Annotated in this window: 9 protein-coding genes; 5 read left to right on the top strand and 4 right to left on the bottom strand. The window is 60.9% G+C overall.

Going from position 1 to position 13259, the window contains the following annotated elements; all coding sequences use genetic code 11:
• Positions 1-141: 141 nt before the first annotated feature.
• From LG409_RS12685 to clpA, 3 genes are all read left to right on the top strand, one after another.
• Positions 142-2376 (top strand): NADP-dependent isocitrate dehydrogenase, encoded by a 2235-nt coding sequence (locus LG409_RS12685; RefSeq protein ID WP_100731189.1) that lies wholly within the window; start codon positions 142-144, stop codon positions 2374-2376.
• Between the two features lie 281 nt (positions 2377-2657).
• The gene (gene clpS / locus LG409_RS12680) at positions 2658-2981 is read left to right on the top strand and encodes an ATP-dependent Clp protease adapter ClpS (RefSeq protein WP_371317426.1); all 324 of its coding nucleotides are present in this window, start codon (positions 2658-2660) and stop codon (positions 2979-2981) included.
• Positions 2982-3136: 155 nt separating this feature from the next.
• Positions 3137-5413 carry an ATP-dependent Clp protease ATP-binding subunit ClpA gene (gene clpA, locus LG409_RS12675; protein WP_227406821.1) on the top strand — a complete coding sequence of 759 codons (2277 nt, stop codon included), beginning with the start codon at positions 3137-3139 and terminating at the stop codon, positions 5411-5413.
• Positions 5414-5610: 197 nt separating this feature from the next.
• On the opposite strand, the gene infA is transcribed toward clpA, so the two are convergent.
• The 3 genes from infA to aat form a co-directional block, all read right to left on the bottom strand.
• A complete protein-coding gene (gene infA / locus LG409_RS12670) occupies positions 5611-5829 on the bottom strand; it encodes a translation initiation factor IF-1 (RefSeq protein WP_007111068.1) in 219 nt (72 codons plus the stop codon).
• Between the two features lie 138 nt (positions 5830-5967).
• The gene (locus LG409_RS12665) at positions 5968-6702 is read right to left on the bottom strand and encodes an arginyltransferase (protein WP_026001782.1); all 735 of its coding nucleotides are present in this window, start codon (positions 6700-6702) and stop codon (positions 5968-5970) included.
• Positions 6703-6733: 31 nt separating this feature from the next.
• Positions 6734-7483 carry a leucyl/phenylalanyl-tRNA--protein transferase gene (gene aat / locus LG409_RS12660; protein ID WP_016914488.1) on the bottom strand — a complete coding sequence of 250 codons (750 nt, stop codon included), beginning with the start codon at positions 7481-7483 and terminating at the stop codon, positions 6734-6736.
• A 118-nt stretch (positions 7484-7601) separates the two neighbouring features.
• Between aat and LG409_RS12655 the strand changes: the two genes are divergently transcribed.
• Together LG409_RS12655 and lolA are read left to right on the top strand one after the other, a co-directional pair.
• Entirely contained in the window at positions 7602-10892 is a 3291-nt protein-coding gene (locus LG409_RS12655; protein ID WP_319799323.1) for a DNA translocase FtsK 4TM domain-containing protein, read from the top strand.
• A 149-nt stretch (positions 10893-11041) separates the two neighbouring features.
• Complete coding sequence (gene lolA, locus LG409_RS12650; RefSeq protein ID WP_227406820.1) at positions 11042-11695, top strand: outer membrane lipoprotein chaperone LolA; 654 nt, start codon at positions 11042-11044, stop codon at positions 11693-11695.
• A 62-nt stretch (positions 11696-11757) separates the two neighbouring features.
• On the opposite strand, the gene LG409_RS12645 is transcribed toward lolA, so the two are convergent.
• Positions 11758-13092, bottom strand: coding sequence for a replication-associated recombination protein A (locus LG409_RS12645; protein WP_227406819.1), 1335 nt, complete (start codon positions 13090-13092; stop codon positions 11758-11760).
• Positions 13093-13259: the final 167 nt, after the last annotated feature.

Here is a 13259-nt window from a genome sequence, read left to right as displayed (position 1 = left end):
TCGTTTTACCACCGAGTGACCATAAGGGGCAGCGCATACAGGATGCTCCACCCGCTTCGCGGCAAGGCTATTCGTTGTATGAGCCGCGTAGCTCAGGGTTTTTTATAATCACAGCGACTGAAAAGAAGAGGTTAACGCAAAATGTCTAAAACGCCGAAGATCATTTATACGCTCACCGATGAAGCTCCTGCGCTCGCTACCTACTCCTTGTTACCGATTATTGATGCCTTCACCGACTCGGCCGGTGTCGAAGTAGAAACCCGTGATATCTCTCTGGCGGCGCGTGTGCTGGCGCAGTTCCCGGACGTGTTGAGCGACGAACAGCGGGTCAGCGATGACCTGGCAGAGCTGGGCCAACTGGCCACCACGCCGGAAGCCAACATCATCAAGCTGCCCAACATCAGTGCGTCTGGCCCGCAGCTGAAAGCGACTATCAAAGAGCTGCAGAGCCAGGGCTACCCGCTGCCCGAGTATCCTGAAGAGCCCAAAAACGACGAAGAAGCCTCCATCAAGGCGCGTTACGACAAGGCCAAGGGCAGCGCCGTCAACCCGGTGCTGCGTGAAGGCAACTCTGACCGCCGTGCGCCGAAGTCGGTCAAGAACTACGCCCGCAAGTACCCGCATCGCATGGGTGCCTGGAGCGCCGACTCCAAATCCCACGTCGCTCACATGAGCGAAGGCGATTTCTACGGCAGCGAGCAGTCGGCGGTCATGGAAAAAGCGGGCACGCTGAAGATCGAGCTGCAGCAGAAGGATGGCGGCAGCGTCGTGCTGAAAGAGGGCCTGGCGGTAAAAGCAGGCGAAGTCATCGACGCTGCCAGCATGAGCAGCCGTCGTCTGCGCAGCTTCATCGCCAGCCAGATCAGCGATGCCCAGCAGAGCGGTGTGCTGTTCTCGCTGCACCTGAAGGCCACCATGATGAAGGTGTCCGACCCGATCATGTTCGGCATCGTGGTCGAAGAGTTCTACAAGGACGTGCTGGAGAAGCATGCCGAAGCGCTGAAGAGCGCAGGTTTCAACCCGAACAGCGGTATCGGTGACCTGTACAGCGCCATCGAGAAGCTGCCCAGCGACCAGCAGGAGGCCATCAAGGCCGACGTGGATGCGCTCTACCAGCAGCGTCCGGCCATGGCCATGGTCAACTCCCATAAAGGCATCACTAACCTGCACGTGCCCAGCGACGTCATCATCGATGCTTCCATGCCAGCGATGATCCGCGATTCCGGCAAGATGTGGAATGCCAACGACGAGCTGCAGGATGCCAAGGCAGTCATCCCGGACCGCTGCTACGCCACTATCTACCAGGCGGTGATCGAGGACTGCAAGCAGCACGGCGCCTTCGACCCCACCACCATGGGTAGCGTGCCCAATGTAGGCCTGATGGCCCAGAAAGCCGAAGAGTACGGCTCCCACGACAAGACCTTCCAGATGCCTGCTGATGGCACCGTGGTAGTGACCGACGACGCAGGCCAGACGCTGTTCAGCCACAGCGTGGAAGCCGGCGATATCTGGCGCATGTGCCAGACCAAGGACGCGCCGATTCAGGACTGGGTCAAGCTGGCCGTTACCCGTGCCCGCGCCAGCGGTGCTCCGGCACTGTTCTGGCTGGACGCCAACCGCGCTCACGATGCGCAGCTGATCAAGAAGGTCGAGGCCTACCTGAAAGAGCACGACACGGCGGGTCTGGATATCCGTATCCTGGCGCCGGTCGATGCCATGAAGGTTTCCCTGGAGCGTATCCGCAAGGGCGAAGACACCATCTCCGTCACCGGTAACGTGCTGCGCGACTACCTCACCGACCTGTTCCCGATCATGGAGCTGGGTACCAGCGCCAAGATGCTCTCTATCGTGCCGCTGATGAACGGCGGCGGTCTGTTCGAGACCGGCGCGGGCGGCTCTGCACCGAAGCACGTACAGCAGTTCCTGGAAGAGAACCACCTGCGTTGGGACTCGCTGGGTGAGTTCCTGGCGCTGGCTGCCTCGCTGGAGCACCTGGGCAGCACCTTCGGCAACGCCCGTGCGTCTCTGCTGGCCAAGGCGCTGGACGAGGCCAACGGCAAGTTCCTCGACAGCAACAAGTCGCCATCGCGTAAAGTGGGCGAGCTGGATAACCGTGGCAGCCACTTCTACCTGGCGATGTACTGGGCAGAAGCGCTGGCCGCTCAGGACCAGGACGCCGAACTGAAATCCCTGTTTGGCCGTCTGGCCGAGACGCTGCAAGCCAACGAGAGCGCCATCGTCGATGAGCTGAACAGCGTGCAGGGGCAGCCGGTGGATATCCAGGGATACTTCCACCCCAACGGTGAGCTGGCCAGCCAGGCCATGCGCCCGAGCAAGACCCTCAACGACGCGCTGGCTATGGTGGCCAAGGGCTGATCATGCGCTGAGCCGTCGCGCTTAAACGGCTGATCGACCCCTCGCCCGCCTTGCGGGCGAGGGTTTTTTATTCTCTGCTGTGTGATAATTTTTTACCTTTCATGAACCCTTGTTGATGGCAGGCGTCTTATACATGGGTGTACAGTCTGTAGAAGCCTGGACTGTAAATGCCTCGTCCTTGAGGTGACCCAAGGCCCTGACTGTCAGCAGCAAGAAGATGATGCATGTGACTTATGCCTAATACACAACGTCTGGACGTGACAGCGACTCTGCATGCAGGCATGACGCGTCCCGGTATGCCCGAGTACGAAGATGATCTGGCCGTACAGCCCGCCGAGCCTGCGCTGGCCCAGCCGCCTCTGTACAAGGTGGTGCTGCATAACGACGACTACACGCCGATGGAATTCGTCGTCGAAATACTGCAGGGCTTTTTCAATATGGATAACGAGAAAGCCGTACAGGTAATGTTGGCGGTGCATACCCAGGGGAAGGCGACCTGCGGCATTTTTACCCGCGACATTGCAGAAACGAAGAGTTATCAGGTGAATGAGTATGCCCGTGAGTGCGAGCACCCGCTGATGAGCGACATCGAGGCTGCGGATTGATCATGCTGCACCGCATGCAGCGTTGAAAAAAAGTAGCCTTGGGGCTTGCAACCACGCCATTTGTACCCGATGTTGAAAGTGCCGGTCGATTAAACTGATCCGACGCAAGCCCTAGGTGGCGACATGCCCTAGGTAGTAGCGAAAAGGGGACTGCCATGCTGAGCAAAGAACTTGAACTGACCCTGAACACGGCCTTCACCGTGGCTCGCTCGAAGCGCCACGAATTCATGACCGTCGAACATCTGCTCCTGGCACTGCTGGACAATGCCTCCGCGGTCGATGTGCTGAAGGCGTGCGGGGCAAACCTCGACAAGCTGCGGTCCGATCTGCAGGATTTTATCAACTCGACCACGCCGCTGATCCCGGAAGGGCAGGGCGACCGCGAAACGCAGCCTACGCTAGGCTTCCAGCGTGTGCTGCAGCGTGCCGTATTCCACGTCCAATCCTCGGGCAAGAGCGAAGTGACCGGCGCCAACGTGCTGGTGGCGATCTTCTCCGAGCAGGAGAGCCAGGCGGTCTACTTCCTCAAGCAGCAGAGCGTTGCTCGAGTGGATGCCGTCAACTACATCGCCCACGGCATTTCCAAAGTGTCGGGCCACGGCCCTGCGCCTTCGCCCTCCTCTCAGGAGAACGAAGACGCCGAGGAGGGCGGCACCGAAGGGGCTGCGCATCCGCTGACCGGGTATGCCACGAATCTCAACGAGCACGCGCGTCAGGGCAAGATCGACCCGCTGATCGGTCGTGACCACGAGCTCGAGCGCGTCGTGCAGATTCTGGCCCGGCGCCGCAAGAACAACCCGCTGCTGGTGGGTGAGGCGGGCGTGGGCAAGACGGCCATTGCCGAAGGGCTGGCCAAGCGTATCGTCGAAGAAGACGTACCGGACGTGATCGCCGATGCCGTCGTCTACTCCCTCGACATGGGCGCGCTGCTGGCCGGCACCAAATACCGCGGCGACTTCGAAAAACGCTTGAAGAGCCTGCTGGGCGAGCTGCGCAAGCAGCCCAATGCCATTCTGTTCATCGATGAGATTCACACGGTCATTGGTGCAGGGGCAGCGTCCGGTGGCGTCATGGATGCCTCCAACCTGTTGAAGCCGCTGCTCTCGTCGGGCGAACTGCGCTGCATCGGTTCGACCACCTTCCAGGAGTTCCGCGGCATCTTCGAAAAAGACCGTGCCCTGGCGCGTCGCTTCCAGAAGGTCGATGTGCTGGCGCCCTCGGTGGAAGATACCATCAAGATTCTCAAGGGGCTGCGTTCGCGCTTCGAAGAGCATCATGAGCTGAAGTACACCGACGGTGCGCTGGAGAGTGCCGCTCGTCTGGCGGATCGCTACATCAATGATCGTCATCTGCCCGACAAGGCCATTGATGTCATCGACGAGGCCGGTGCGCACCAGCGCATGCTGCCGCCGGAAGTGCGCGCCAAAACCATCGATGTGGAGCAGGTCGAAGCCGTGGTGGCGTCGATTGCCCGCATACCGCCCAAGAGCGTGTCGAGTTCGGATCGCAAGCTGCTCGAGAAGCTGGATCGCGACCTGAAAATGCTGGTATTCGGCCAGGACGAAGCCATCGATACGCTGTCGGCCGCCATCAAGCTGTCGCGGGCCGGGCTGAAATCCCCCGACAAACCGGTGGGCAGCTTCCTGTTCGCTGGCCCGACCGGGGTGGGCAAGACAGAAGTGGCCAAGCAGCTGGCGCACATCATGGGGATCGAGCTGGTACGCTTTGACATGTCCGAGTACATGGAGCGTCATACGGTGTCGCGGCTGATTGGCGCACCTCCCGGCTACGTGGGGTATGACCAGGGTGGCTTGTTGACAGAGGCCGTCACCAAACAGCCGCACTGCGTGCTGCTGCTCGATGAGATCGAAAAGGCGCACCCTGAAGTCTTCAACCTGCTGCTGCAGGTCATGGATCACGGCCGCCTCACCGATAATAACGGGCGCGAAGCCGATTTCCGCCATGTCATCCTGATCATGACGTCCAACGCAGGGGCCGAGCAGGCGTCACGGCGCTCCATTGGCTTCCAGAGTCAGGATCACTCCACCGATGCCATGGAGGTCATCCGCCGTACTTTCTCACCCGAGTTCCGCAACCGCCTGGACGGCATCATTCAGTTCCACGCCTTGCCGACCTCGGTGGTACGCAACGTCGTCGACAAGTTCCTGATCGAGCTACAGGCGCAGCTGGACGAGAAGCGTGTGCAGCTGGACGTGGACGATATCGCCCGCGACTGGCTGGCAGAGAAGGGCTATGATCCGGACATGGGTGCCCGTCCGATGGCTCGCTTGATTCAGGAGAAGCTCAAGAAGCCGTTGGCCGAGATGATCCTGTTTGGCGAGTTGGCCGAGCAAGGAGGCATCGTGCATGTCAGTCTGGAGGAGGGGGAGCTGCATCTCTCCACCGAGACGGAAATGGCGGACGCGCCCTAACGGGCGCGGTTCCTACGATACGCAGCGCCCTGTCTTTGACGGGGCGTTGTCGTTTTTAGCGAGCGGCGCAATACGCTAAAGCGCGATGCAGTACGGCACTATACGGCGCTACCGTGGCAGTACGGCAAGTGCGGTACAGCCTGCAGCGAAAGGCAGGGGAGAAGGTGCAGGCAAAAAACTGCGTTGCCTGCAGGAAATTAGCGCGAGCGATAAACGATGCGGCCTTTGGAGAGGTCGTAGGGCGTCAGTTCGACCTTGACCTTGTCGCCGGTCAGGATGCGGATGTAGTTTTTACGCATCTTGCCAGAGATGTGGGCAGTGACCACATGGCCGTTTTCCAGCTCAACACGGAACATGGTGTTGGGAAGGGTATCGACAATAACGCCTTCCATTTCAATATGATCTTCGCGTGCCATATTAGGCAGATCCTCACTTTTTTTACGTCGTGGTTGGTCAAATATTCACTTGTCGCGCATCGGCAAAGGTCCGATGCGCTCAGCAACAGCGCTATATTGTGCCGTAAGCCTGGCGTCAAGGCAAAAAAGCTGGCCTGTTTAACGAATTAAAGGCCGCCAATGGCGCCCGTCCAGCACCTCGATGGGTGAAAACGCCTGCTTATAGCGCATCTTGCGGCACTCCTCTATCCAGTAGCCCAGGTAAAGGTGCGGCAACTGTCTGCTTTCGCAAAGCGCGATGAGCTGCAGGATGGCGTAGGTACCCAGCGAACGTTTTTCCAGCGCGTCGTCCACTTTGAAAAACGTGTAAATGGCCGACAGCCCGTGCTCCAGTTGGTCGAAGGCGGCCACGGCCACCAGCTCATCTTCCAGCCGCAGCTCCATCAGATGGGCGTAGGGCTCCTGCAGCGTCAAGAAAGTACGGTACTGGTCACGACTGGGCGGGTACATGTCGCCGTCGGCATGGCGTAGCCGAATATAATCGGCGTACAGCGCGTAGTGGCCGGGGTCGAAGTGGGCGGGCATGACGCGCACCGTGATATCCATATTACGTTGCCAAACCTTGCGCTGGGTGCGGTTGGGCTTGAAGCCGTTGACGGGAATGCGCACCGAACGACATGCGTTGCAGCCTTCGCAGTGTGGGCGGTACAAGTGTCGCCCGCTGCGACGAAACCCGAGCAGGGATAGCGAGTCGTATACCCCGGGGACAGGCGACTCCTGTGGGTCGAGAAACAGCGTGGTCGCTTCCTTGTCGGGAAGGTAGCTGCAGGCATGAGGGACGGTCAGGAAGAAGCGCAGATCCCGCACGGGGCGGCGAGGAGCGTTACTACTCACGGCTTGCCTCCTTGGTTGGACAGTGACGCCGTCATCTCGCCCCGATGGCATTCGGCAGCGCATCGAGCCAGGGTGAAGCGGGTACGACAGGCGTCTGATCAGGGGTAGTGGGTAAGCAGAATGTTTTTTCCGGTAACCACTGTTCAAGATAGTTGATGAACGTGCGGCGAGCGACTGTTGTTGCGCCTAGGCTGGCTAAGTGGGGGGTGTGCATCTGGCAGTCGATCAGCTGGCCGCCGTGGGACTGCATGGCATATGCCAGATGGGCGAGAGCGATCTTGGAACCATCGGGCACGCGCGAGAACATGGATTCGCCGAAGAACACCGGCCCCATGGCCAGGCCATACAGGCCACCCACCAAATTCCCCGCCTGATGCACTTCGATGCTATGGGCGATGCCCTGGGTGTGCAGGGCGTGATACGCGTGGCGCATCTCGGCGGTGATCCAGGTGCCGGGCTCGCCCTTGCGCGGCGCGGCGCAGGCATCCAGCACGGCTAAAAAGTGTTGATCCAGGGTCACACTGAAGCCACCATGGCGCAGGCGTTTAGCTAAGCTGCGACGTAGCTTAAACTGTGCAGGCAATAACACCATGCGTGGGTCCGGGCTCCACCACAAAATGGGGTCGTCATCGCTGTACCAGGGGAAAATACCCTTTCGGTAAGCCTCGACCAGCCACGCTGGGGTAAGCTCTCCACCGGCAGCCAGCAGGCCGTTGGGCGACGCCAATGCCTGCTCGGTCGACGGGAAAAAGGGGGTTGGCGAAGAGAGCCAGGGTAGCATCGCTTGCTCCTGTGACATGTAGCTTGATTAGAAGCGCTGTGACGGCGGAAGGATGCTCGGTATGATGCAAACTCGCAAGTGGATTAAAGACACCAGTGTGGTGTAAAGGGAGAATCGCTTGAAAGTAAATAAGACGGTAGACAAGCGAACGCAGCGTAACGCGCGCCAGTCACCATCTCGTTCATCGACGCGTGTCACGGCGGCAAAGGACAAGGCGCGCCGGTTCGGCCTGCGCCTGCAGGGCTCGGCCCGTGAAGGCGTCGTGGTGGTGATGTTGGCCATCTGCGTCTTCTTGCTGTTATCACTGTTTAGCTATCACCCGGCAGATCCAGGCTGGTCTTACCAGGGGCCTGAGACGCAGGTACGTAACTGGATGGGCCCGGTCGGCGCCTGGCTGGCCGACGTGCTCTATTCACTGTTGGGGGCCAGCGCTCTATGGTGGCCTGCCATGTTTGGCTATTCGGCCTGGTGGTTGATGCGCTCACGCCAGGTGCGTTTCGAGCTGGACCCGGTGGCCATTGCCGTGCGGGCGGGTGGCCTCGTGCTGCTGATGTTTGGCACCACCACGCTGGGCGCACTGCATTTTTATCATCCCAACAGTATTTTGCCTTACGCTTCTGGAGGAATTCTGGGAGAAGGATTGGTGGGGACGCTGAAGCCGCTGGTGGGCAGCGGTGGGGTGGGCTTGATTGCTGCGGCGTTGATTCTGATTGGTTTTCCGCTGTTCAGCGGTACTTCCTGGCTGCAAGTGGCCGATGAGGTAGGGCGCAGGCTCTGCCGAGTGGGTGGCTGGTTCGGTGCGCGTCGTGCCAAAAGCCGCGAAAAGCGTGCCGAGCGTGCTGCCGTTCGCGCGGCAGGAAAAGCCGCGGCCAGCAAAGTGAAACAGCGCTCCTGGGTCGAGCCTAGCGATACCAGTACCGACCCAGAACCCGACCCGGACGATGCCTTCTATGCCACGCCTGAACCACAGGGCAGCAGTGCACCCATTTCAGCCCGCCGTGGCGATGACGAAGTAAGCGAGCGCTCACCTGCTCCGCGTCGTGAGCGTCGTGAACCTGGCCTGACGGCAACGGCCTCTGATAGCGATACCTCTATCCCCTGGGAGGCAGCGGCCGTGCTGAGCGAGCGCCATGCTGCACCGTCGAGCGCCTCATCGGCCCCTAGCCCCGAGCCAGCTGCACAGGCGCCTACTGCGCCCGTGCAGGAAGAGAGCGCTCCCGAGGTTGCAGTACCTGCCCGGGCGTTCGTCGAGGAGTCGGTCGAGCCGTCGCGTGTACCAATGATGTCGTTTTCCGCCACGGAGACGCCGTCTGCCGCGTCGCAGCCGACAGCGCCCGCTCAGCAGCCATCCGCTTCCCCCGAGCCCGTCAAGGTGCCGCGAGAGCCGAGTTTGCGCTTTGCAGAGCCGGAAGAGGCTGACACCTCAGCGCCCTGCTCAGAGGTTGACGAGCCGACAGTCGATGAGCCAGCTCTCGATGAATCAGTGGCCGATGAACCAGTGTCTGAGGAGGCGCCGCTGAGGGCCTCCCGAGAAGACGATGCCGCGCTGGCCGCGCCCACGTCGCTGAGCGCCCGCGACCCGGCCGATGAGACACGCCAGGAGGCGCCGCTGGCCGTCGTTCCCGAACATCTGGCTGCATCGACACCGGCTGAACCGACCCCGGTGCGCTTGGCGGCAGAGCCACGCCGCGAGCGGGTGCCCGAGGTCGTGCCCGAGCCGGTATGGGACGAGGATGACGAAGAGCTGCCTGTCAGCCCAGCACCGGTGGCGGCAGGGCCACGCCATGAGCCAACCCTGGCGGCAGATACGCCGCCGGAGGCAGAGCCCGATAACGGCCCTACGCTGTGGACCGTCGAGCATCTGCAGAGTCAGCGCCCCAGTTTCGAGACCCACGCCGAGCCCGAGGGGGAGGTGCCCAGCCTGCAACTGCTGACCCCACCGGAGCCCCATCAGCCCAACTATACCGACGAGCAGCTGGCAGATATGGCCGAACTGCTGGAAGTCCGGCTGCGTGAATACGGGGTCAAGGCAGAGGTCGTGGACACCTGGCCTGGGCCGGTCATCACGCGCTTCGAAATCAAGCCAGCCGCCGGGGTGAAGGTCTCCAAGATCAGTAACCTGGCCAAGGATCTAGCGCGTTCGCTGATGGTGAAAAGCGTGCGCGTGGTCGAGGTCATTCCGGGCCGTCCTACGGTCGGTATCGAAATACCCAACCCTCATCGGGCCATGATTCGGCTGCGTGAAGTGATCGACTCCGATCGCTACCAGCAGGAGAGCTCACCGCTGACCATGGCCCTTGGCCAGGATATCGGTGGCGGACCCGTGGTCGCCAATCTGGGTAAGATGCCGCATCTGCTGGTGGCCGGTACCACCGGATCGGGTAAGTCGGTCGGGGTCAATGCAATGCTGATCTCGATGCTGCTGAAGGCCAAGCCTGACGAGCTGAAGCTGATCATGGTCGACCCCAAGATGCTGGAGCTTTCGGTATACGATGGCATTCCGCATCTGCTGGCCCCCGTGGTGACGGACATGAAAGAGGCCGCCAACAGCCTGCGCTGGTGCGTGGCGGAAATGGAGCGTCGTTACAAGCTGATGGCTGCCATGGGGGTGCGCAACATTGCGGGCTTCAATGGTCGGTTGGAGGAGGCCGCCCGCGCCGGTGCCCAGGTGGCTGACCCTCTGTGGGAGCCGGAGCCCTGGGAGATGCACCAGACACCGCCGATACTGGAAAAACTGCCCTATATCGTGGTGGTCATCGATGAATTCGCCGACATGTTCATGATCGTGGGCAAGAAGGTGGAAGAGCTGATTGCCCGACTGGCCCAGAAAGCACGGGCGGCCGGTATCCACCTGATTCTGGCCACCCAGCGCCCCTCGGTGGATGTGGTGACGGGCTTGATCAAGGCCAATATTCCCTCGCGGATGGCGTTCCAGGTATCGTCACGAATCGACTCTCGTACCATTCTCGACCAGGGCGGTGCAGAGAGCCTGCTGGGGCATGGCGACATGCTCTACCTGCCTGCCGGATCGGGCCCGCCCAACCGGGTCCATGGCGCGTTCGTGGATGACGATGAAGTGCACCGGGTCGTCGATGACTGGAAGCGTCGCGGTGAGCCGGAGTACATCGACGAGATTCTGTCGGGCGGTGTTTCAGCCGATGCGCTGACGGGCCTCGAAGCCGAAGGCGTAGAGGGTGACGATGCCGAGCAGGATGCGCTGTACGATGAGGCGGTCCAGTTCGTCACGGAAACTCGCAAGGCGTCCATCTCGGCGGTTCAGCGCCGTTTCAAGATTGGCTACAACCGCGCGGCACGCCTGGTGGAAGCCATGGAAGGGGCAGGCGTGGTTTCCTCCATGGGGGGCAACGGCTCCCGCGAGGTGCTGGCACCGCCGCCGGTGGGCCATTGAGCCATCGATATTCGTCAATCATGCAACAAGCGTGAAAGTCGCGCCGCAGGTGCAACCCTGCGGCGTTTTTCGCGTCTGAATGGCATCAGGAGCAGCGCTTGCTCCGTGCCTCATCCGCTTTTGGCAATGATTGCCTAGGGAGAATCACTATGCGCGAACCTACTCAACGTCGCTCGCCTGCATTGGCATTGGCTGCTAGCGCACTGGGGCTTACCTTTGCCGCGCCCATGGCTTGGGCCGACGATGCTGCTGAACGGCTCACCGAACGCCTCGACCCTCTCGAGAACTACCACGCCAGCTTTGAACAGCAGATTCTCGACGGTAGCGGTCAGCGCCTGCAAAGCGCTCATGGCGAAATGTGGCTGTCACGTCCTGGCTTGCTGCGTTGGGAAGTCGATGCCCCTTATTCACAGATCGTCGTGTCCGATGGGCAAGATGTCTACCTGTATGACCCGGATCTTGAGCAGGTCACCGTTCAGGCCATGGATGACCGTGTTACGCACACACCGGCGTTACTGCTTTCCGGAAGTGCCACCGAGCTGACGGCCAGCTACGACGTGTTCTACGAGCAGCAGGATGGTGATGATGTCTTTACCCTGATTCCCACCTCTGCCGATACGCTGTTCGAAGAGCTCAGCATGGTGTTTGACCAACAAACCCTGACCGAACTGTGGATGATGGACAGCACCGGGCAGCGTACCTCGATTACCTTCAGCGGTATCACCCGCAATGGCAACATCGACCGCAGCCTGTTCGACTTCGACATTCCAGAAGGCACCGACGTCATTCGCGAAGAGTGGTAGGCAGCGTGCTTTCTGTTTAAAACGCTCTTTCCGCTTGGCATCTCTGTATTAGCATCTCTTGATCAGGCACCTTCGGGTGCCTGATCTGCTTGTTGGTCCTGCTGTTTTCTCCATGCCATGATCTCGGCAAAGCGTTTCTCCTGACCCAGCTCACTGGGTTCGTAAAAACGGGCTGCTGGTACTTTGTCTGGCCAGCAATCGTGTGCGCTGCCCGCCGGGTAGCCGTGGGGCTCGTGATGGGCGTAACGGTAGCCTTGCCCATGGCCCAATTGCTCCATGAGCTTGGTCGGGGCGTTACGCAGGTAGCTGGGGACTTCCAGCTGAGGCTGCTGTGCCACGAACTGTCGAGCACTTTTCCAGGCCTGGTCGATCCGGTTGCTCTTGGGGGCCACTGCCAGGTGAATGGCGGCATGGGCAATGGCGCGCTGGCCTTCGTAATCACCCAGCCGCAGGTAGGCATCCCAGGCGGCGATCACCAGTGGCAGTGCTCGTGGATCGGCATTGCCCACATCTTCCGAGGCAATGGCCGTCAAACGGCGCACGATATCCAGCGGATCGCCGCCTCCCTGAAGAAAGCGCGCCATGTACAGCAGGGCGGCGTCCGGGCGCGATGAGCGAACCGACTTGTGAATGGCCGACAGCAGGTCGTAGTAGGCATCCCCCTGTTTGTCGAAGGCGCTAGCCTGGTGGCCCACCACGTCGGCCAGCACCGCCTTACGCAGCACTTCACGGCCTTCGACGGCGTCGGTGAAGTCGCAGGCCGTCTCCAGCAGCCCCAGAGCCCGTCGGGCATCGCCAGCGCTGGCGTGGGCCAACGCTTCCAGCACCCCCGATTCCACCTGAATGCGCCGTTTGCCGAGCCCTCGGCTATCGCTGTCGAGGGCCTGCTGCATCACCTGTATCAGCTCTTGCTGAGAGAGCGCCTTGAGCACGTAGACCCGAGCGCGGGAAAGCAGCGCCGAATTCACCTCGAAGGAGGGGTTTTCCGTGGTCGCGCCGATCAGGGTCAGCAGCCCTGACTCCACGTGGGGCAACAGCGCGTCCTGCTGGCTCTTGTTGAGCCGATGAATCTCATCCAGAAACAGCAACGTGGGTGTCTGACGCTGGCGGGCGCCCTCGACCACCAGCCGAATTTCCTTGACCCCGGCCATCACGGCACTCAAATGCTCCAGGTGCGTGTCGGAGGCGCGGGCCAGCAGTTCGGCCAGGGTGGTCTTGCCCACGCCGGGGGGGCCCCAGAGAATCATCGAGCGAACGACACCCGATTCGGCCATGCGGCGCAGCGGCTTGTCTGGCCCCACCAGCGCCTGCTGGCCAACGTATTCGTTGAGGGTTAGAGGGCGCATGCGATAGGCAAGCGGCGCCTCCTCGGCGGGTTGGGCGTCAAAAAGGTCCATGGCAACTTCCGTTGTAAATCGTTACGTTGAACATTCAACGCTTAACAAGTGTCTGTGGTAAATAGCGCTGCGTCAGGCTACCTTTTGGCGTGACTGGGACGTTCGGCGTTGGTTGGTCAAATCCCCAGGCGCAAGACAAGGATTAACGCTAGTGTAGTAGAACCCTG

Origin of the sequence: Halomonas sp. NyZ770 (assembly GCF_020616575.1) — a bacterium.
Classification (GTDB): Bacteria; Pseudomonadota; Gammaproteobacteria; order Pseudomonadales; family Halomonadaceae; genus Vreelandella; species Vreelandella hamiltonii.
This window is presented reverse-complemented; position numbering and strand designations above follow the sequence as displayed.

Coding starts and splice junctions, on each gene's coding strand:
- LG409_RS12685 (WP_100731189.1), top strand. CDS start 142: ATGTCTAAAACGCCGAAGATCATTTATACGCTCACCGATGAAGCTCCT.
- clpS (WP_371317426.1), top strand. CDS start 2,658: ATGACGCGTCCCGGTATGCCCGAGTACGAAGATGATCTGGCCGTACAG.
- clpA (WP_227406821.1), top strand. CDS start 3,137: ATGCTGAGCAAAGAACTTGAACTGACCCTGAACACGGCCTTCACCGTG.
- infA (WP_007111068.1), bottom strand. CDS start 5,829: ATGGCACGCGAAGATCATATTGAAATGGAAGGCGTTATTGTCGATACC.
- aat (WP_016914488.1), bottom strand. CDS start 7,483: ATGCTACCCTGGCTCTCTTCGCCAACCCCCTTTTTCCCGTCGACCGAG.
- lolA (WP_227406820.1), top strand. CDS start 11,042: ATGCGCGAACCTACTCAACGTCGCTCGCCTGCATTGGCATTGGCTGCT.
- LG409_RS12645 (WP_227406819.1), bottom strand. CDS start 13,092: ATGGACCTTTTTGACGCCCAACCCGCCGAGGAGGCGCCGCTTGCCTAT.